This window comes from Gimesia aquarii (assembly GCF_007748175.1).
Classification (GTDB): domain Bacteria; phylum Planctomycetota; class Planctomycetia; order Planctomycetales; family Planctomycetaceae; genus Gimesia; species Gimesia aquarii_A.
The window spans coordinates 5,087,347-5,108,339 of the sequence record NZ_CP037422.1 but is presented as its reverse complement, the minus strand read 5'-3'; the positions used below and the strand labels follow the sequence as shown (position 1 = coordinate 5,108,339).

General features: G+C 45.9%; 18 protein-coding genes. 9 read left to right on the top strand and 9 right to left on the bottom strand.

Annotation, left to right across the window (positions count from 1 at the left end):
* Positions 1 to 481: 481 nt before the first annotated feature.
* Both V202x_RS19485 and V202x_RS19480 read left to right on the top strand, forming a co-directional pair.
* Positions 482 to 1,768, top strand: coding sequence for a hypothetical protein (locus V202x_RS19485; RefSeq protein ID WP_145178435.1), 1,287 nt, complete (start codon positions 482 to 484; stop codon positions 1,766 to 1,768).
* A gap of 175 nt (positions 1,769 to 1,943) precedes the next feature.
* Positions 1,944 to 2,609, top strand: coding sequence for a hypothetical protein (locus V202x_RS19480; RefSeq protein ID WP_144985453.1), 666 nt, complete (start codon positions 1,944 to 1,946; stop codon positions 2,607 to 2,609).
* 22 nt (positions 2,610 to 2,631) lie between these two features.
* Here the strand turns inward: V202x_RS19480 and V202x_RS19475 are convergent, their stop codons facing one another.
* Complete coding sequence (locus tag V202x_RS19475) at positions 2,632 to 3,882, bottom strand: PmoA family protein (protein ID WP_197992975.1); 1,251 nt, start codon at positions 3,880 to 3,882, stop codon at positions 2,632 to 2,634.
* A 16-nt stretch (positions 3,883 to 3,898) separates the two neighbouring features.
* Positions 3,899 to 5,221, bottom strand: a complete 1,323-nt coding sequence (locus V202x_RS19470) for a Gfo/Idh/MocA family protein (RefSeq protein ID WP_145178431.1) — start codon at positions 5,219 to 5,221, stop codon at positions 3,899 to 3,901.
* Positions 5,222 to 6,251: 1,030 nt separating this feature from the next.
* Here V202x_RS19470 and V202x_RS19465 point away from each other — a divergent pair.
* Positions 6,252 to 7,727: a sulfatase gene (locus tag V202x_RS19465; protein ID WP_145178429.1), complete on the top strand. Its 1,476-nt coding sequence runs from the start codon at positions 6,252 to 6,254 to the stop codon at positions 7,725 to 7,727.
* Positions 7,728 to 7,844: 117 nt separating this feature from the next.
* Here the strand turns inward: V202x_RS19465 and V202x_RS19460 are convergent, their stop codons facing one another.
* Together V202x_RS19460 and V202x_RS19455 are read right to left on the bottom strand one after the other, a co-directional pair.
* Complete coding sequence (locus tag V202x_RS19460) at positions 7,845 to 9,104, bottom strand: sulfate adenylyltransferase (RefSeq protein WP_145178427.1); 1,260 nt, start codon at positions 9,102 to 9,104, stop codon at positions 7,845 to 7,847.
* Positions 9,105 to 9,266: 162 nt separating this feature from the next.
* The gene (locus V202x_RS19455) at positions 9,267 to 10,088 is read right to left on the bottom strand and encodes a sugar phosphate isomerase/epimerase family protein (protein WP_145178425.1); all 822 of its coding nucleotides are present in this window, start codon (positions 10,086 to 10,088) and stop codon (positions 9,267 to 9,269) included.
* 146 nt (positions 10,089 to 10,234) lie between these two features.
* Here V202x_RS19455 and V202x_RS19450 point away from each other — a divergent pair, with 146 nt between their 5' ends.
* Positions 10,235 to 11,044, top strand: coding sequence for an SDR family NAD(P)-dependent oxidoreductase (locus V202x_RS19450; protein ID WP_145178423.1), 810 nt, complete (start codon positions 10,235 to 10,237; stop codon positions 11,042 to 11,044).
* 96 nt (positions 11,045 to 11,140) lie between these two features.
* Here the strand turns inward: V202x_RS19450 and rpsT are convergent, their stop codons facing one another.
* Together rpsT and V202x_RS19440 are read right to left on the bottom strand one after the other, a co-directional pair.
* Positions 11,141 to 11,410 carry a 30S ribosomal protein S20 gene (gene rpsT / locus V202x_RS19445; RefSeq protein WP_145178421.1) on the bottom strand — a complete coding sequence of 90 codons (270 nt, stop codon included), beginning with the start codon at positions 11,408 to 11,410 and terminating at the stop codon, positions 11,141 to 11,143.
* A 198-nt stretch (positions 11,411 to 11,608) separates the two neighbouring features.
* Positions 11,609 to 13,009, bottom strand: coding sequence for a tetratricopeptide repeat protein (locus V202x_RS19440; RefSeq protein ID WP_145178418.1), 1,401 nt, complete (start codon positions 13,007 to 13,009; stop codon positions 11,609 to 11,611).
* 365 nt (positions 13,010 to 13,374) lie between these two features.
* On the opposite strand from V202x_RS19440, the gene V202x_RS19435 reads away from it, so the two are divergent.
* The 5 genes from V202x_RS19435 to V202x_RS19415 all read left to right on the top strand — a co-directional run bounded on the left by V202x_RS19435 (position 13,375) and on the right by V202x_RS19415 (position 17,199).
* Positions 13,375 to 14,385, top strand: coding sequence for a DUF1080 domain-containing protein (locus V202x_RS19435; protein ID WP_145178416.1), 1,011 nt, complete (start codon positions 13,375 to 13,377; stop codon positions 14,383 to 14,385).
* A gap of 65 nt (positions 14,386 to 14,450) precedes the next feature.
* Positions 14,451 to 15,845: an MFS transporter gene (locus V202x_RS19430; RefSeq protein ID WP_145178414.1), complete on the top strand. Its 1,395-nt coding sequence runs from the start codon at positions 14,451 to 14,453 to the stop codon at positions 15,843 to 15,845.
* On the top strand, positions 15,845 to 16,078 hold the full coding sequence (locus V202x_RS19425) for a hypothetical protein (protein ID WP_144985442.1): 234 nt from the start codon (positions 15,845 to 15,847) through the stop codon (positions 16,076 to 16,078). Before V202x_RS19430 ends, V202x_RS19425 begins: the two co-directional genes overlap by 1 nt.
* Before the next feature lie 265 nt (positions 16,079 to 16,343).
* A complete protein-coding gene (locus tag V202x_RS19420) occupies positions 16,344 to 16,799 on the top strand; it encodes an Hsp20/alpha crystallin family protein (protein WP_144985441.1) in 456 nt (151 codons plus the stop codon).
* 16 nt (positions 16,800 to 16,815) lie between these two features.
* Positions 16,816 to 17,199: an Hsp20/alpha crystallin family protein gene (locus V202x_RS19415; RefSeq protein WP_144985440.1), complete on the top strand. Its 384-nt coding sequence runs from the start codon at positions 16,816 to 16,818 to the stop codon at positions 17,197 to 17,199.
* 35 nt (positions 17,200 to 17,234) lie between these two features.
* Here V202x_RS19415 and V202x_RS19410 read toward each other — a convergent pair whose 3' ends face one another.
* The 3 genes from V202x_RS19410 to V202x_RS19400 form a co-directional block, all read right to left on the bottom strand.
* On the bottom strand, positions 17,235 to 18,356 hold the full coding sequence (locus V202x_RS19410) for a tetratricopeptide repeat protein (protein WP_145178412.1): 1,122 nt from the start codon (positions 18,354 to 18,356) through the stop codon (positions 17,235 to 17,237).
* Positions 18,357 to 18,358: 2 nt separating this feature from the next.
* Complete coding sequence (locus tag V202x_RS19405; RefSeq protein WP_197992974.1) at positions 18,359 to 19,897, bottom strand: CRTAC1 family protein; 1,539 nt, start codon at positions 19,895 to 19,897, stop codon at positions 18,359 to 18,361.
* A 211-nt stretch (positions 19,898 to 20,108) separates the two neighbouring features.
* Entirely contained in the window at positions 20,109 to 20,912 is an 804-nt protein-coding gene (locus V202x_RS19400; RefSeq protein WP_197992973.1) for a creatininase family protein, read from the bottom strand.
* Between the last annotated feature and the right edge of the window lie 81 nt (positions 20,913 to 20,993).

The window sequence follows — 20,993 nt, the reverse complement described above, 5'->3', positions numbered from 1 at the left end:
TAATTTGAATTCGTAGAGGCCCGTTTTAAATCCCTATTATAGACATTGCATCACTCGAAGAGGACTCACCCACCGTCCGAAGCTGAAATACCCCTAAACCATTTATAATAAAAACGTTAGCAACACTGACAACAGTTTAACCTTGTAATTATTAAGGATAAAAACCAGCAACAAATTAGACAGTTTAAGACAAATGGAAACTTTAGGTTGAGATTAAGAATCACAGAATGGTTATGAGTTAATCCAAATGCAGCAAACACAACAAACGTGCCTTCCCTCTGACCAAGTAAAATACAGATCCTGACTCGTGTGGGAATTCGCTCCCTACCGATGAGAAAAGAATAAGGTGCCTTTTTTATAAAGTCACATTGGAAATTCACCTCAGTATGGATACTGAGATCGGAAAATCGTTCTTCCCTATCATTTTCCGTAAGATGAAATTGACGACAAAGATCTGGTTGAAGGATCAAACAGAGTTTCAATGTCTACAGGATTTGCTGGCTCCCGATCCATGGATGAACGCCGACGTCGAAGATTAGCGTCGGAATCTTCAGAGTCTCTCAATGACTCGAGTGATGAATCTACATCACACAACATTGCGCGCACGCATCGCTTTGCAGCAGGCCAGTTTCCTTTGCGTACATTGATCTTCCCCAAACGGTGGAAACTCTCTCTGTATTACTTGCCCGTTTTTTTGTGTTTTTCCGGTTTTATTGCCGCTGACATTTATCGTCCTCAATTTTCTGCTTCCGGATCTGCTCTGTCTGAATTTCTGTCACTCGAACACAGTCCGCTTCCTGTGTATCTGACCGGAGCTCTCCTTTTTGTATCAGGCCAGCTTTCACTCTTGATCGGGTCACTCCGTACACAAAGTCTGCATGATTTTTCAGGAAGGCACCGTCTGTGGAAGTGGGTTGCCGCAGGAATCTTTTTGTTCGCGGTTTGCACCACAACTCAATTACATCACGTCTGGGCATCAAGCGTCATTGAATTGAGGCTGTTTGATTGGGGACCACATACTCAACTTTTGGCCTGGCTGATTCCAGCATTATGTATCGGTTTGAGCATTTCGCTAATGGCCTATCTTGAAATGCGGGGAGACCGTGCAGGCCTGAATTTTACAATTATTGCAGTGGCCGCTTACGTATCCAGTCTGACGTTGATGCTGACGGGAAATTTAATCCCCTGGGAAGCACATCATCTTCAGATCGGGGCAGGTCTGCTCTTTTTTGCACATTGGAGCTTATTCACCAGCCTCATCTTACATACGCACCACCTGCTCTACCGATCAATCGATCTTCCAGAAAAGGTTCCCTCACGATCCAGACAGCTGTTTGCCAATTATCTGCATCGTCGACGCATTAAACGCAAAGCCAAGTGCGTTGCGAAAGCACTCAAACAGAAAGAAAAACAATCCCTCAAAGAGATCGAAGTAGAAACAAAAGCAGCTTCTTCTGATCCAAAGCCTTCTCGACCGGCAAAACGTGCGTCGCGCAGCAAGCCCACGCCAACTCCTGAGGCTGTCAATGAGGTGACCACTACTCCCCCAGAGAAAAGATCAGCTCCAAGTTCGTCCCCCAAAACGGTTCAAACCCAACCAACTGGAAAACAAAAACCAAAGGTTCAGAAAAAGAATATCCGCGTCGACTCAGGACATGATCCGGAACTGTTAAAAGGGCTAAGCAAACGCGAAAGACGGAAACTGCAAAAGCAATGGCGTGAAGAAGAACGCCAAAGGGCCGCACAGCAGGAAGAAGATTGGTCATAATTCTCAATTTTTTATGATCCACTTTTGAATTTCGCTCGTTTCTTCAAGTGATTCTTTATAAACTTGCTCTGTTCTGTTAGAGATTCTCAATGTGTACTCCACTCACGACTGATGATTAAGTAGCATTCTGAATACTCAAAATGATCTGCACGCTTGGGAAAGGCCATATCCACTAATGTCAAACGATAATTTTTACTCCGAAGACAATGACTCACAACCAGACGAATTCTCAGCTCAGCCCAAGCCGGGGATGAGCAAGGGGGTTAAGGTCTTATTAATCATTCTTGGTGCTGGTTCTCTGTGCCTGTTACTATGTTGTGGTGGTCTGTTCTATGCTGCCAGAAACATGGACATCAAAATGAAGGTGACGGAGAAAAAAGCTGAGATCATCACCATCCAAAATGAAATCACAGAAATTACGATTCCCGAGACCTTCAAACCCATGGCAGGTGTTACGTTTAGTGTTGTTGGCAAAGGCATGAAAATGGCCATGTACGAGCCTGTATCCAAACAAGGGGTCTTGATCCTAATGAGTCTCTCTGTCCCCGACGATGGCATGATTGATATGGAGAAAGAGTTCCGCGATAGCTTGAATAATCAAAATCAAAATCAGAATCAACGCCAGCTCGATATCACCAAAGAAGAGACACGCGAATTCATGATTAAAGGCAAAAAACTCAATTTCACCTTTGCTGAGGGAACCGATCAAGATAAAACGAAGTTTCATCAGGTCACAGGAGTTTTCCCTGGTAAAGGTGGTCCTGCCTTCATAATGCTACAGATTCAAGCTGACGAATATAACGAAGAAGAAATCGTAAAGATGATTGAATCAATCAAATAGTCGTCAGGCTAAAATTCAAGCGTTATTCAGAAATGATTTTGACTGTCGGTGGGTGTGAATAGTCTTCCCACAAGTGCTGATCTCGTTTTGCACTCGGTTTTCCATCATGCACATAGTAACGATAACGTGAAACGTATGGTTTTCCCGGCTCAATCGTAAATGCATCCACGGCTGCGACAGCAAAACAAAAATAAGGCATACTGGGATGTAATCTCACTGGCTGAGGAAATCGAAAGTTCCCCGGGTGACTTAAAATCGTCACACCAGCCGTTTCAGCACCCAGGGGGCCATACATTTCCACCCAGTGTGGACGGGATTGATTCCCGTTTGTTTTGTTTTTACCTTCGCTGGTGAGGTAATCGTATTGATGATTCTCATGCCATTCTGCAAGACCGCGGATTGTCATTCCGCCATAGTGAACTTTCTGTATGGTAACTGGTTTGTCGGTTGCACAATTCTGTACTGAGTTGATATCAAACAGAAAGTGATCTTTCAAAGCAAACACTCGAACCTGCCACGTTTCTTTCAACATAGTAACAGGGCCTGTTTTTTTCGTCAGATCGATATGATCAATACTTGTTGTGAACGAACCAAACACAGGCCCGCCTGTGAAAGAGTTGATCTGATTATGTTCGACTTTGCCTAACTGTGATTTTTGATCCCAGCCATTATTCTCTCTCCCTTCAAACAATATTTTTCGCCACGAAAACATGATTCCGTGTTGATGCGCGTGGTTGGGATTGAAGTCGTCGGTAATCACTTTGCCGGAGGGAGTATATAAGGGGTGAATGTACCCGCTCTTGTCATAATAAGCCTGATCTCGTTTGGGGGCTTTAACCAGAGCATGATTGTAAGTCAGTACGGGCTTGCCATCGACTTTGACGTTTAAGTGTTTTCCATCATCCTCCACCGTCACTCCTGGTGTTTGTTCTCCTCCCCCTGGTCCTGCCAGCAGACGATACTTTCGTTTCGATCCCGCTGGCAATTGTTCACGTAAAATCCATACCAGTTCTCGCTGTTCTCCTGTCAAACCGATTTGAACGGGTATTTCGGTTCCCGTATCGACTCGAAAGAGTGTCAGATCCTGTTGATTCTCCAACAGTTTTGGTACCGGAATTGACACAACGCAGTTTTGTCGTGCCTGTTTCCCTGCAGATACTTCAAGGAGCAAAGCAGGTCCCGCCTGCAAAGTGGAAGCACCTTCGATAAAAAACAGAATCGCAGCGCAAGTGGTAATCATTTTTTGCCTGAAATTCAAAAGCTGAGTTTTCATGTTGTTACTCGTCATTTTAGAGTGTCCAGCCTGTGCGATATTCCCGTTGAATGTATTGTGCTGCTGCGGTTGTATTCGCCGCATCCATTTTTTCTGCATCCCAGTCAATTTTCTGGCCGACTCGAAACGCCAGGTTTCCCAGAAGAATCGTTTCGGTCAAGGGAGCCGCGTAATCGAAGTGACAGAGCGTTTTTCCATTCCCCTTACAGGCTTCGTACCACTCCATCCGCTGGTTGCCAATCGCGTCGGGGATCGTTTTTTCAGGCGGTTTGAAGCCAACAAATTTTTCTTCGGGCAACAGAATGCGTTTATTGTAGTCGGCGGCCAGCATCCCCTTCTCACCCACAAACAAAATCCCAGCTGCCCATGAGGGTCCTCCCAGGTCCAACACCGGTTGTGGCGTATTACGCCCATGATACCAGACGACTTCAACGGGTGGCATGGATTCACGTGCGGGAAATTGCCAATGACAATCGAGCCAGAACGGTGTTGAATCGGGATGAAGTTTTGGTCCCTTCGTCTCAACTGTCGTCGGATATTTGAGGTTGAGAGACCAGAAAATTAAATCCATATAATGACAGCCCATGTTTCCGAGTGTGCCATTTCCAAAGTCCCACCAGTAATGCCAGTCGTGGGGATGGTAACAGGGGTGAAAATTCTGCATGGGCGCCGGGCCAACCCACAAATCCCAATTCAGGGTTTTCGGAATCGGCTGTGATTCTTGGGGGCGGTCCACGACGCGTTTATAACGTCGCCAGCCTCCGGGTCGTCCAAACCAGACATGAACCTGCTTGACACCACCAATGGCGCCTGACTGAATCAGTTCCACCGTTCGACGATAGTTTTCGCCGGCATGGTTCTGTGTTCCCATTTGCGTGACGACATTTTCTTCATTTGCCACACGATTCATTTCGCGTACTTCATGAATCGAATGCGCCAGTGGTTTTTCACAATAACAATGCTTGCCGCGTCGCATGGCATTGATGGCGATTGTCGCATGGGAATGGTTGGGAGTCGTAACGACAACAGCGTCGATTTCTTTCTCCAGCTTGTCCAACATCAGACGAAAGTCGGCAAATGTTTTCGCTTTTGGATATTGAGCAGCATACTTCGCTGTGCGGGCATCATCGACATCACAGAGTGCCACAATATTCTGACTGGAAACTAACCCCAGGTTGGCATTTCCCTGATTACCCAGGCCGATGCAGGCAATATTCAGTTTTTCGTTCGCAGAACGACTTTCCGCCTGGGTTGAATTCCCTGCAACCCATATTCCGGCAGCGCTCAGTGCCGCTTTTTGCAACATTGTGCGCCGTGTAATTTGATTCGATGAATTCATGAACGCTCACTTTGAATTTATGCCATTTTTTAAATTGACTCAGAACACGCCTTTATTAAACCTTGTTTCTTTATTGAATACTACCCTAAAACCACTCGATGCTCACCCTTAGGCTTGGATTTATTTTTTGCCTGATTGAGTTACCGAGTGCTAGCGCACTTTCGCTCACAGGAATGTCAGGACGGATACTGCTAAATCAATTTGGAAGAGTACTACCACGAAAAACACTAAAGTCACGAAAAGAAAAGACGTGAAGCTTCTATTATCACTGATGTATTTTTAGATGTGGCTGATTTTCAGTTAGGGTTGTCTGGCGCTATTGCCTATGATCTTAGACGGATGTATTTTTCCTGAATTTTTTAGCAGCCAGCATCGGGAGTATTTGAGTTCCCACTCGATCATCGCAACGAATTGCACTGGTATTGAAAGGCTTTGTAATGCACTTGTTTCCCAGTTCGAAATTCCGTTCTTGTGTACCACACTTCTTATATCATGCTAGAAGGCTTGCGGTGGTTAAGAGAAACTTATGCGCCTTAATGTCTCAGATGTGGTATGAAATTGAGGTTTGGTATTGCTTAAGGAGTCAGACAGCGTGCTCAAAAAGAGTAATTCCATACGAGACAGCGAGAACCAGTTCCCATTCTTCAGGTGAAAAGTTGGAAAAAAAGCATGTTTTGGTAGTGCATAAACCACCTTGATTCACATTGTCCAGTTATCCGATTTTTTCTCCTCGCGCGCGCGAGACATAAACAGGGAGTATCGAAATGGGCGTGTGGAAGTCAAGTACAAAACGAACAGTAAAATGGTGCAAAACAACAGTTGTCACTGTCCGATCAGAAGGGCAGATACCTTCAGTTTGTTACATGGGAGCCATTTAATAAACTTTAAATTTACCAAAGCGTAAAAGAAAACAAAAATGGTTAAGAAACAGCCTCATCAGATTGTATTTCCCCTCAAGCTGATAGATATTAGAGCTACCATCCGCATGATTCATTAATCTCATCCGCACCAATTATAAAGAAAGACTTTCATGGCCGTTCGACTTCGACTTTTAATCATCTTCTGTCTTGTCATTTTTTCTGGATGCCTTGCTTCTTCAAATTCTGTCGCTTCAGAAAAACCCAATGTGCTGTTCATCGCCGTTGACGATTTGCGTCCGGAACTGGGTTGTTATGGCGCCACGCATATCAAGAGTCCCAACATCGATCGGTTAGCCGCCAGTGGTCTATTGTTTGAACGAGCTTACTGCCAGCAAGCAGTCTGTTCTCCTTCGCGCACCAGCCTGATGACAGGGCTGCGTCCCGATTCGACAAAGGTCTATGATCTCGAGACGCATTTTCGAAAGACGGTTCCCGATGTCGTCACACTAACACAACAATTTATGAAACATGGATACCACTCGGTCGGCATGGGGAAAATTTATCATGGGAGTTTGAATGATGATCCCTCCTGGGATCGATATCTAAAGGTCAAAGCCAAAGGGTATCAGCTACCGGAAACACAAGCCGCTATCAGAGCTAAAACGAAAGGGCTCAATCTTAAAAAAATGAGTCGAAAAAAACGCTCACGTTTGACACGGGGTCCGGCGACAGAGATGGCTGATGTCCCCGATCATCTTTATCGGGATGGAGCAATTGCGGAACAGGCTCTAAAAACACTTCAGCGACAGAAACAACATCAAAAACCATTCTTTCTGGCAGTCGGTTTTCTAAAACCGCATCTGCCGTTTGTCGCTCCTCAAAAATACTGGGATCTTTACGATCGGTCTGAGATCAAACTGGCGGAGAACCCGTTTCTCCCGAAAGATGCTCCTCAATGGGCGTCTACGAACTGGGGAGAACTCCGTAACTATTCCGATATTCCCCGGAAAGGCGATCTGACTGAGGAACAAGCTTTGAAACTGCGCCACGGTTATTATGCCAGTGTGAGCTTTACTGATGCGAATATCGGAAAAATCCTCGATGAACTAAAACGTTTGGAACTGGACGACAATACAATTGTGATTCTCTGGGGCGATCATGGTTGGAAGCTGGGTGAACATGCCGGCTGGTGCAAGCACACTAACTTTGAACTGGATACTCGGGTTCCCTTAATCATTCGTGCTCCACAGATACAAGCAAGCGGCAAAACAACCCGTGCCCTGGTTGAATTTGTGGATATCTATCCCACACTCTGTGAGTTAGCCCGGATTCCTCTGCCAGACCACCTGGAAGGAACCAGCTTCAAGCCGCTGTTGGAGAACCCCAATCGTCCCTGGAAACCGGCTGCGTTCAGCCAGTATCCACGCGGCTCTATGATGGGTTACTCAATGAAGACAGACCGATATCGATACACCGAATGGCGGGAACGCAAATCAGGAAAAATCGTGGGTCGTGAACTCTATGACCACCAACATGACTCTGCTGAAAACAAAAATATCGCAAATCAACCAGATCAGAAGACCGTTGTCGGCCAGCTTTCCAGACAACTCAAAAAGAACTGGAAAGGGGCAGTCGTTCCCGATTAGTTGACAATTCAAATCTATAGTAACACTTTTAAGCAGAATTGATTTCAGAAATGAAAAACGGCAGACAGAAATGACTTCTGTCTGCCGTTGGTTTATCAGCAATTCACCAGAATTCAATCAGGAAACTTTCATTGCTTCTGAAAGAATCTTGGAAGTACTTTCCCGCATGATGCGTGGGTCGACCATTTCGCCTTCCTGAAGGGTCGCTCGCACCTGCTTCCCTGAAATGAAAACCGGTTTCTCTTCCGAGTGGTTTTCCATGAGGTCAACACGCCCCAATGATTCATAAAAGGCAGCAAAGCCAACGTTAACAGGTTCAATCAACAATTCACCCGCCAGATTATTGAAGATCTCCTGGGCATCGAAGTCGCCCCAGATGGCGGTTCCATCAGCGTAGGGAGCATCGGCATGTTTACGACCAATGACGATGTTGGTGTATCCCATGTTCTGACGGTAGATGCCATGCATTACCGCTTCTTTCGGACCGCCGTAGAACATTTTGATATCCAGGCCGAGCAATAAAACCCGATCTGGAGGACTATCGTCACGTGGTCCCCATAATTCAGGATCACTATCACCGTCTCCGAGTTCCCGGTTCTCGATCAGTTTTTCATAGGTCTCCATCCGAATTTCGGCACTCACATCGTCACTCTTGGTTTCGCCGATGAGCGGATTCAAAACCGCGCCTGCGTTTTTGCCTTGTCGCAACAGAGTTTCCAGGCCGTAAACCAGAGCGTATTCGTGAGCACGGTGCAGAGGGTTTCGAGTTTGAAACGCGACCACGGCTTCCCAGCCTTTATCGGCAATCAGAGCACGTACTTCACGGGGCGTGAGGACATATTTTCCGAATGAACTGTTCTTCGGCTGTGGTAAGACGCGAATCTCTCCACCAATGAGGTGAGAGTTATCTGCATCGCCCTCAAGGACCATGGCAGCGCCCGGATGATCGGTGCGTTCGGTCTGATATACACTCTTCAGATACTTGGGCTTGTCCCACTCATACACATCCGTAATATCCAATGTGGCAACGATGTCCCCTGCGGGATTTGTTAACGCGACTTTTTGCCCACTGGAAAGTGTGCCTGCCAATTCCGATGTGACAGGCAATGCCAAAGGAATTGTCCATGCATATTGCTTACCATTGACTTCGATGCACGCTTCATCGAGGACACGGTTATAAACTTCTTCACCCATTGGACCCGTTAAGGGGCTCAATGTACCATCTCCTAAACGGTAGACGGTTGATAAATCAGCTGCAGAAACAGGGACTTTAGGCAGCGTTGCGGCTTCGGCTTTGAAGCTATCAATTTCCTCAGCAGAAACGGTACAACAGACAGGTTCACTCAATCCGCCATGAGGGGCAATCAGATCAGCCATTGTTTGAATTCTCAATATGTACAAAAGGTTCACAGAATCAACGCCAACCACTGGGCGTTTCTATCAGCGAAATTAGGGAAACAGATTGAAAACTTCAAGCAACTGGCACACGGATTCGACGAAATCAAAAAACTCTCTGGTTTCAGGTCGTTTTCTGCGGTTTTAACCCCTCAAACCTGTCTTTTGCAGCAAAGCGCTGGTCGATTCATAGGCTTCCTGGACCCATTCCTCAATTTTGTCGGGATCAGGAGAATATTCCAATTCCAGCGAAATCGCCCCCTCAATGTTCAATTTTTTGATTTCATCCAGATAAGGTTCGAAAGGAACCACTCCCCGCCCCGGTGGCAAATCGCCGTGTACTTTGCCGTCACAGTCAGAAATATGTACGTGTATCGCTTTGCCCTGTAATTTTCTCAGTTCTTCCGGTTCTACATTCGCTAACACTAAATGGGAAATATCAATATTGGCTTTTAATGCAGGATGGTTCACCTCATCCACAAAACGAACCATCGAATCGACGTCGTTCAATAATGAGAGCGAAAAGGGTTCCAGTTCGAGAGCGATTTTTAATCCCAGAGAATCCGCATATGTAGCGAGCGACCGGCATTGCGCGACCCCCTGTTTCCATTGTTCTTCCGGCGGTATCACTTCCCGGTTCCAGATGTATTCTCCCAGCACCAGCAGTAGATTTTGGGCCTCGTATTCGTAACACAGATCTAGATAGTCTTTTACCCTTTGGAGATGAAAACGTTGCACACTTGGATTGAAGTCGATTAATCCCACTGCCACACAACACACCGAGACAATCGGCAGATCGAGCCGATCGCACGTATCTTTGACCAGTTTTCGTTCACGGACGTCAGCATCAAGTGGATCGATAAAAATATCGACACAGTCAAATCCAAGCGCTTTTGTCTTTTCTAAGCCCCAGACGGTATCTCGGCCTGCTTGGGCCCAGGCAGAATTAATCATTCCAAGTCTCATGGCGTTAGTTTCCCTTCTACTGCGCATCTGCTCCTGTTTCATCATGTATTAAGATAGCAATCGACTTGCAGCAGGAAAAGCCATCGATCAAAATGGAGATACCTCAATTCCAAATACTTCTCTCACAGCTCAGGATAAAATCAGAAATGGATCTCAATTTGTCAGGTGCCACTGTGGTGATTACAGGTGGAGCAAGTGGCATCGGTCTGGTGACAGCGCGTACGTTCGCCGAAGAAGGAGCCCAGCCCATTCTCTGGGATCAAACCGATCAGATCGAGTTGATTGCCAATCAATTAAGTAAAGAGACCGGACAAACTGTGCTGGGGTTTCAAGTCGACATTACAGACTTGAAGGCGGTCGAGGAAATCACTCAACAGACATTGAATCGCACTTCTCATATTGATCACCTGGTACACGCGGCTGCAATTGGCTCAAGAAAGTTTGGCTTTCCGTTTACGAACTTAGAACCCTCTGACTGGCCACGCGTGTTTGAGGTTAACATGCAAGGCATGGTGCATATTGCCCATACATTAGCCCCCGTTATGCAACAGGCTGGCAGAGGAACTATGACATTCATTAGTTCGATTGCAGGTCAAATCGGTTCCCAAACCGATCCCCCTTATAGTGCATCCAAAGCCGCTAACATTAACTTTGCACAATGTATGGCTAAGGATTTAGCCGGGGATGGAATCCGTGTGAATTCCGTTTGTCCCGGAATGGTACAGACTCCCCTGAATCAATCGGTGTGGCAGGCTTGGAATGATCGTCAATCCAAAGAGAACCAGAAAACCTATGAGCAATGGGCAGGAGAAAAAATCAAACAACTGGTCCCGCTACAACGTTGGCAGACGAAAGAAGATATCGCCAATATGATCGTTTTTCTCAGCTCAGTTCGTGCCGCTCAAGTGACAGGACAAACGATTAATGTCGATGGTGGTTTTGTTATGCACTCGTGAAAATATGTGACCATTTATAACTTAAGCCCCGCGTAAAGAATCCTGTGAAAACAGAATCGACTACGAGGGGCCGTTTATGATTTAACCAATTGCCGATTATTCAGCAGTTGCTTTATTAGCAGACTTTGCCAGTCGTGATTTCGTACGAGCGGCAGCATTTTTATGGATAATGCCTTTCGCAGCAGCTTGATCAATTTTTTTGGTTGCAGCCTGAAGGGCTTTGATTGCGTTTTGAGAATCATCACCTGCAATCGCAATACGAGCGTTTTTAATAGCAGATCTTAATTCCGAACGGCTGGAACGGTTTCGAAGACGACGAACTTCACTTTTTCGTAATGCTCTTTTTGCACTATTGGAATTTGGCATTTGTTTGACTTAAGTAATTTCTGAGTAACTGTTTATGACTTACACTGACCACCATCAACGAAGACAGTCGCCACTAAAAATCTCAGGCAGAGTAGAAGCTTAACAACCTGTAAGTCGTTATTCCAGCCATTTTGCGCTGCGAAAAAGAGCTTTTTTCAGGAAAAATGGAATGCGACCGAAGATTCTAACTCTTCCTGATTAAAGACCTTCCAACCGATCTTTGACATCTTTGTAATCGTAATCGACGGCTAAGATCTCGCTATAGTGATCGGCTGCTTTATCTTTCTCACCCGATTCTTGATACAAGCGACCTAGCAGATAGTGTGCTTCTTTATAAATATCGGGTTTGTCATCCGGAGAAAGAGAAGGCAGTGCCTTCTCAAACTGACGTTTAGCAAGCTCTTTTTTCTTTTCTGCGTAGAAACATTTCCCTAACGCCACCAAAGCCTCGGAACTGATTCGTGTATCTTTCACTGACTGTTGCAGTAATGAAATAGCCGACCCCCACTTTTTAATGCGAATAAACCGTTGGGCCAACTCGAATTTAATCCTCAAGTCGGCTGGGTAACGTTCGACCCGTCTGGACATGACATCGATTTCTCGCTTAATTAGCGCTTTGCTGATCAAGGTCACCTGCTTCTTCGCTTCCGCATTTTCGCGGTCGGCATTAAATTGTTCTTTCGCTTTGACCAGTTGATCCCTCAACTTTTCAAGTTCGATATCTTCAATCTGCTCGCCGATGTTTGCGTCTTTCCCGGATAGCTCATAGGCCTTTTCGTAATGCTCTTTTGCTTCGGGCAACTTTCCCTCACGTCGATAAAAATCAGCCAACCTTAAATAGTGGTCCTTATTTTCAGGTTCTTTTCGAATCGCACGCTGGAGGTCTGCTTCGAGCGACTGTCCCGGGCCATCTGGTGCATTTCCTTTTTGGGCCTGCTGTCTCTGCTCGCGTGTCGCCCGTCCTTCATCATAGGCAGACTGCCCCTTCTTCGCGCCACTTGAATTCTCAGCACCCTCATAACCTCCTCGTACCCTGGTCTCTGTGGCCATTAAAGCGGTTACTTTGGAACGGGCATTCCCATCTACCGGATCCAGTTTCAGCGCCATTTCCCAGCATTCTCTGGCCTGTTTGAACTCGCCCTTCTCTTCTAACAACTCACCCAGGTCGGTGTAATAACCTTTGTTTGTCTTATCATTTTCGATGGCCATTTTATATCCGAAAATGGCAGAATCTTCATAACCCTGATTCTTACAGGCCTCAGCCATTTCCGCATTTAAAACAGGATCCCAGGGGTTAATTGACAGGCCTTCTTCTGCATATTGATCGACTGAGACCCAGTCCTTTTTACGGCGCGAGTTTTTGATCTTAGTCTTCAATCCGGTAATTTTCAGAACTCCCATTTTCGAACCGGAATTGTTATCTCCATATTTTTTGCGTTCAGCGCCACGTTTGGTCTGCCGATAAAGAAGCGCTTCGGGTTCCAGCTTTACCGCAGTGGTAAACATATCGATGGAATAATCCCAATTTTCTTTGGCCAAGGCTTCGTTGCCCCTTCGCCAGCAATCTGCTGCAATTTTTTTGTTTTTGTCAGATGTCATAAAGCTCTTCCGCTGTTAACCAATGCTCTCAATCAATCAATACAAGGGGCCGACATCCTCAATGATAGTCTGATATCCGGCATCGCTGTGACAGCCCGTACCCTCTCTCGTCTTTTATTCATACGTTTCTACATACCATCTTACAAAATTTTTTAACACCTTACCATCACAAGTTTTATCAAAAACCAATACACACACGTACCGTACAGTATAAGAAACCTTAGCCGATGTACTTGCATCTCTGAGTATCGATTCGCACAATGAAACTAAATCTTGCAAGTCATAACGACTTGTCACATTCGATTTCAAGTCAGTTTTCTACTGATCCACAACCTTACAGCAAATACGATCCTTGGAGAAATACAATGAAGCGATTCCCTCTCTGCGCCCTGATAATCTGCTCTCTGCTTTTCGTTTTTACTCATGACAGTGATGCCGATTCCAAGTCTCCCAAATGGGCGGCAACCAGTGTTGAAAAGGCAGGCCCTGACTTCCAGATACAGGGAGAGTACTCGGGAGTTTTAGGGGAAGATAGTAACGAACCACTGAAATACGGTGTCCAGGTTATCGCGTTAGGTGATGGGGCGTTTCAGGCTGTCGGTTATCCGGGAGGCTTACCCGGTGACGGTTGGGATCAAAAAGAAAAAGTCTCCGCAAAAGGTGAAAAAACAGGGAATGTAATTTCCTTCACATCAGAGCAAGGCCGTGGAGATCTGGAAGATGGTAAAATTACTATCTTCGACGCAGACGGAAATCAGGTAGGAACAATTAAGAAGGTACATCGAAAGAGCCCTACACTCGGTAAAAAAGCACCTGCCAATGCCAAGGTTTTGTTCGATTCAAATCGGGCAGAGGAAACCGTCAAAAATTTCACCAATGGTAAAATCACAAACGAGGGGCTCTTAAAAGAGGGTGTCACCAGCAAACAGAAATTTAAAGATGGCCATCTCCATTTGGAGTTTCAGTTACCATTCATGCCTCAGGCACGCGGTCAAGGCAGAAGCAACAGTGGCTGCTATGTATTGGGACGTTATGAGGTCCAAATTCTGGATTCCTTTGGCCTGGAAGGTAAAGACAACGAATGCGGGGGGATTTATAAAGTAGGTGCTCCCAGTGTGAATATGTGTTTTCCGCCACTCGCCTGGCAGACATATGATATTGACTTCCAGGCAGCTAAATACGACAAAGAGGGTAACAAGACCGACAAAGCGAAAATCACAGTCAAACATAATGGAGTGACCATTCATGATAACCGCGAAATCGATGGGCCCACACCGGGAGGCACCAATAAAGACGAAACCATTGCCGGCCCCCTATTTCTGCAAAATCACTCGAATCCAGTTCGTTTCAGAAATATTTGGGTGATTGAAAAATAAATCTGTTCGACTTCAATTGAGTTTTAAATCACTCTCTCCACTTTTTTGTTCAGGGCCACATCAGGATGACCGCAATCGACAGCCCGGCTACACAAAGTACAGATAAACTTCTCAAGATGCGTCTTTATCTGATGATGTTTCTTCAGTACTTTGTTCAAGGATGTTATTTACCCATCATCACATTGTATCTTATTGATGCGCTCGGCTTTTCCGCCTGGCAGATTGGCGTCTTCGGTTCCGCATTGGCTGTGGGACCTTTAGTAGCTCCCTTTATTTTTGGACAGATTGTCGACCGCCATTATTCGACAGAACGAGTGCTCTCGTTCTGTCATTTTTCTGGTGGGATCCTCATGCTGGTCCTGTTTGTGCAGCATAGTTTCTGGCCTGTCGTCATTTTAGGTGTACTCTATTCGGTGCTCTATATTCCGACGATGATGTTAACCAATTCACTCACATTTCAGCATTTGAAAGACCGTGAAAAAGAGTTTCCCATGATTCGCTTATGGGGGACGATCGGTTTTGTCGTCCCCGCTTGGGTCGCGGAAGGAGTATTTCTGGCACATCTCAAGGGTCAGGAACTGAATACCGGGCGAGGAATCGTATTGGCGATGGCAGGTGTCGCAGGAATCATTATGGCCCTCTACTGTCTCACGCTTCCCCATACTCCTCCGGTCAAAAGTGATAAAAAAGATCTGGCTCCGGGGAAAGTTCTCAAGATGCTGAAACTGCGTCACTTTCTAGTGCTTGTACTCGTCACATTTATTATCTCCATCGTGCATAAATTTTACTTCCAATGGAACGCACCGTTCTTGAAGGCAATGTTGGGGTTGGGACAGGTGCAGGGTGCCTGGGAGCAGAGAATCAGTTCCATCGGTCAAGTCTTTGAAGTGCTGGTGATGGCGGGACTCGGATTTGCTCTCAAAAAATTTGGATTCAAGACTGTAATGCTGGTTGGTCTCTTATCGTATTTGATGAGATCAGTCATTTTTGCCTACGCCTCGACAATCGAGAACTCTTTTGCCCTCGTTCTCTCGCTCACCTGCCTGGGACAGGCCATGCATGGGCTCTGTTTTGGTTGCTTTCTGGCCGCCGCTTATATCTATGTCGATAAAGTGGCTCCTCTTGATGTTCGAGGGAGTATGCAAACGTTTTTCGGAACGTTTGTGTTTAGTTTAGGAATGTTTGCAGGTGGATTCATCAGTGGAAAAATCGGAGACTTTTTCACTTCAACAGGAAAAGGCACGTTAATCCGATCACAAATGAATGTTCAATCAGAATCTGGAGTCCTGGCTTTCACTCAAAAAAACTTAGACGGCGATGTGATTAATTTATTTCGAGACTGGCCTGGTATCTGGTTGAGTAGTGCCGCCATTGCCCTCTTAGCGACGTTACTGTTCTGGGCTTTCTTCCCCAGAGTCCATTCTGCAACTCCTTTGACTCAGACTGAAGAAGCGACCTAATGCCATTTCACATTTCTGAGAATGCCCTCATCGGTGGAGCCGTTCTGATTTTCTCGTTGTTCGGTTTGATCAAAGAACAATGGTTTCTGGCACACACACGAAAGGGACAGCGTCTTACAGAATGGTTTGGACCGGCTCGCGCGATCTGGGTATTACGCACTATCTTTCTTACCGGAATCGTATTTGGTGCGCTGCTGGCGACGGGTGTGATTCAGCCGGTTCAATGGGAATAAGTCTCACTACCCCTCGCGAGACAGCAAAGAAGCTGCCATTATGACATATTCACTACTGCATAAATCCACTCTATTGACTTGCCAAAATGACATTTCGTTCAAAATTCAATCTGGACTTTTCTGTGTCTGTCAACGATAAAATATTCTATTACAGATACTTACAACATCGATTTTTGATTTGAGTGATCTCATCCTCAATGGTATGACCTTTGCTTATTCTAGAATCACCAAAGACTCGTTTTTTTTAGTTTTAGGATGTTTGGAAATGCCAATTTTTCGTTGGGAACAATCTTGGAACCCGCTCAGAGATTTGGAGCGAGAAGTAGACCGTCTGGTTCAGGGGGTCGAATTCTCAGTTCAAGGGATCCGTATGCCCCGACAATATCCTGCGGTCAATATTTTTGAACTGGCTCACGAATATCTCATCACCGCAGAACTTCCCGGAATGCTGGCAGAAGACCTGGAATTGACGATTGCAAACAGTGTGCTCACTCTGAAAGGCCATCGTAATCCTCCTGAGATCGCCGATGGAGAGATCTCAGAAGAACGCTTCCGTCGTCAAGAACGAACCTTTGGAGAATGGCAGCGATCTATCAGTATTCCTGATCGAATTTCTGAAGAACATCTTTCAGCAGAATTTAACGAAGGGGTCCTTAAAATCCATCTACCCAAACTCGAAGAAGAGCAACCCCGCCAAATTCCTGTGAGCTCTGGGGAATAGATCGAGAGATGATAACATGAATCGACAAGACAGTAATGAAGAACGAGGGGAAATGGCTCATCCCGGTCAATATGTTTTCACTCCCCCGATTGATATCTATGAAACAGAAGCCGGTCTTGTGCTGTATGCCGATCTTCCCGGAGTTTCTGTCGGTTCACTTGAATTACAGGTTCAGGACAACAAGCTCACATTACTGGGTAAAGTGGAACCTCAAATTCCCGAAGGAGCGCAACCACTGCATCAAGAATATGAAGTAGGAAATTATCTGCGTTCATTCATTCTCAGTGGAGAAATTGTGCATAGTGAAATTGAAGCGAAGCTGACAAATGGTGTCTTGCGTATTTTCCTTCCCAAAGCCCCTAAAGCAGAACCCCGTAGAATTCAGGTCAATACTGGCTGATTAAATTTGCTCTCTTAAGACGAGCTTCCTCATTGCTACCGAGATTGCGAATCTTCAATGGTTTCACTTTGTAAAGTGGAAGGTTTTAAATCGTCTTCTTTAATCAGCAACTGATTCTGTCTTTGCAACTGCAAAACTTCTTTACGATTTCCAATCAAACCAGCAGCCCGCGATAATGCCGTGATGTACCGTCTATCGGTTTGATGTTCTAGATAGAGTGGCTTCAGTAAGTCATATGCCTGTTGACCTGCCCTTTGATAAATCAGTAAATCGGCTTTGAGTAACAGGCTTTCAAAATCCTCGGGATCAACCACTAATGCCTGCTCGATATGTGCGAGGGCCTCTGAAATATTCCCTCGGCTTCTATCAATTTGTGCCAGATACCGTAACGCGGTATTCGACAAAGGATTCTGTTTCAGGCACCACAGTGCCTCCCGCTCGGCAGTCTGCAAATCTCCTGAGTAAAGTGCTGCATAAGCCAGATTTAAATGAGCAACCAACGATTCGGGCTCTAAAAACAGAGCCTGTTTCAGGGGGCCACACATTTCGCTGGTTCTTCCTGCTTGTCGTAGAATGTTAGCAACCAACATATGGTTCTCTGCTTGATTGGCACCAAGTTCGATGCTACGTGTGGCATGCTTAAGTGCTCGATCATAGTCTCGCTCCTCAAGTAACAGCTTCGCTAACAGATCCTGGTAACGACTCTGCTGAGGGAACTTTCGAATGAGCGTTAACAACGCCTTTTTTGCTTGTTTGGGTAGATTCTGCTTCAGCGAAATTTCAGCAATCGCATCGACGGCTTCGTAATAACGGGGATGCATGGGAGTGACATGCGAAAAATTTTCCAAGGCCTGGAACGGAGCGCGATCCTTGATTAATTCCCCTAACTGAAAATGTGCGAACTCATCTTGGGGATGTTGTTTTAAATAAGCGATCAATTCGTTCTGTTTGACTTTTTCAGCTTTCTGAACCGTTTTGATCTGATTGATCTGACCAGATTTTTTTGAGCGAGAAGAATCAGTTCCGCCGTAGAAATAAAAAATTAGCAATGCAATGACAGCGACAACAGCCACGATAGATTTGCTTGAAAAAAGAATGCTCTTTTTCTGCATAGGAAATGGCTTGGTCAGCTTATCTTGTTCCGGCAGAGGTTTCATAATCACCGCTGTATTTGAGACAGGTCCTGAGAATCACTTGCGCCTTCTATTAATGTATAACGCCTCCCCGGTCGTAATCCAGACCAGATTTCCGTTTTCCCTTCAGGCCAGATCACTTTTACCGTGACGGGACCTTGATTCTTTCCCACACCTGAAAAAACCCAACGTTCATCGGCCGAAAGATAACTGCTGCTACCTCGGCAATACCGAGTGAGATTTTCGGACGCCACTTTCAGCTCGATGATGGCACCAATGGCACTTCTGTTGGAGGTAGTTCCAATGAGCTGCAAACCAATACTCTGATTGGGAGTCTCAGAACGATTCTCCAGCAGAACTAACTTCCCATTCAAATGTGAGACCGCAACATCAGGTAATCCATCCCGATTGAAATCTGCAACGGCACTGCCTCTCCCCACCTGTTGTTTCTGAAAGAAGGGACCTGCCTGTTGAGACACATTTCGAAACCACTGTCCTGCTTGATTGAGCAGCACTTGCGGTTCCTGTTCGTAAGGCTCATTTCTTCCCAGTTGAGCCAGTCGATCATGAACGTGACCATTCGTCACAAACAAATCTGCCCAGCCATCATTATTCAAATCCAGAAAAGAGGCTCCAAACCCCAGGCGCATGCGGCTGGGCGTTGCCAGGCCGGTTTCGTCGGTCACATCCAGAAAAAAAAGGGCCCCTTCATTTCGGTACAAGGTATTGGTTTCGCCATAATAATTCGTCACATAGAGGTCAAGCTGACCATCGTTGTTATAATCTGCTCCGGCGATACCCATTCCCGCTTCCCGATCTCCCGCACGATTGAACGCCACACCTGCCACTAAAGCCTGATCTGTAAAAACGCCATGACCATTATTCACCCACAACTGGTTAGCAACTGAGTCATTGGCAACATACACGTCCATATCACCATCGCGGTCGAAGTCTGCAGCAAAGACACCAAGCCCCTGGCGGGCAGGCTCACTATGTAAACCCGCTTTTTTCGAGACGTTCAGAAAAGAACCATTCCCCAGATTCCGATAGATCACATCATATTGCCCACGTACGTAACGCGGATGACAAATAAAATAAACGCGGCTTCCGTCGACCTTACGGCTGCAAAGAGGATAATTCTCTCGATCAATTTTCAGATAATTGACGACATAGAGATCCAGCAATCCATCACCGTTCAAATCAGCCCAGGTACAACTGGCCCCATAACCGGGATCATCCACACGCGCCACCTGTGAGACATTCGAAAAGGTGCCGTCTCCATTGTTCTGATATAAGAGATTCCTGCCGAACTGACTCACATAGAGATCTTCAAAGCCATCATGATTATAATCCCCGACCGCAATCCCCATCGAATAACCGATCGAAATTAAGCCTGCGAATGTCGTTACGTCTTGAAATTGACTTTTCCCCTGGTTACGAAACAAACGGTTCGATAATCCGATTGCAGAATCATCACTCTTTTTTTTCTTAGATCTTCGCCACTCCTCGCCTTGGCCACAGTACAAATCAGGCAAGTCATCATTGTCATAATCAAGCCAGCCCACTCCTGACCCCATCGTCAAGTGTAAGTGGCGTTTTGTTGTTGCAGGAGACTGATGCTGAAATTGAAGCTGAGCGTTTTCAGTAATGTCTTGAAATTTAATAACAGAGTGCTGTTCTTCAGCCCGAACGCAAGTTCTCTGATCAATTGCAAATACAGAGCCTAAGCAGAGTACCAATATCCAGGATCTCAGGCATGGACTTCCTGAGACACTATTAGAATGGAAATTGATCATCCAGTTTTGCCTCTGAGAGTTCGACCAGAAATTGTGATAACCGCTCGACAAGCACCTGCATTAATTTCTCGCCTTTCTCGGCGGACGCCTGATGAGGGTTACCCGATCCGGAATTGGTAGTCAATAAATGCCAGGGTCGTGTGATACTGACCCAACCAGAATTGACCGCTGCAAATCGCGTCGCGTTGGTCGCCCCCTCATCGGCATGTAAAGCGTCTGTTTCTGGATCACGGGAAACAAACTGCGGAAAATAAGCCAGTGCCAGTGAGGTTTCCATTTCTCCTGCATGATCATCCGGGTTCTCGAACAGCTCTGCTTTCACATCGGCGGAAGTCCCGCGAAACCAGTCCGCCAGAAAGATTTGTACCGGCGTAGAACCATGTAGTTCGCGCAATAACGGTTTAAAATCATTTCCACCATGACTATTCAGAATCAACAGTTTATGTACGCCATGATTTGCAAGTGAATCAACCAGATCTGCAATGATTTGTCCTAACGTGGAAGGGTTCACATTCATTGAGAGAGGAAACTCAGATTGATTGGTTTCTGTTCCGTAAGGTATCGGAGGCAACATGACAACTTTCGCACCACGTTGATAAGCAGCTTCACACACGCGAGAGCCAATTGCGTCTGCTTCATAAGTATCCGTTCCATAAGGCAGGTGCAGGTTATGCGGTTCCGTAGCCCCCATTGGCAACACCGCCACTTCATAGGGGTTTTCTTTTACATGGGCATAATTGGTCTCGGATAAAATCCAGGGACGCATCACAGGTTCCGCTGCCACTCGCACATCTCCTTAATGGGATAAACAGATTTCACAGCCAACAGACTCATACTAACAGATTAATGAGCGAACCTCATTCAC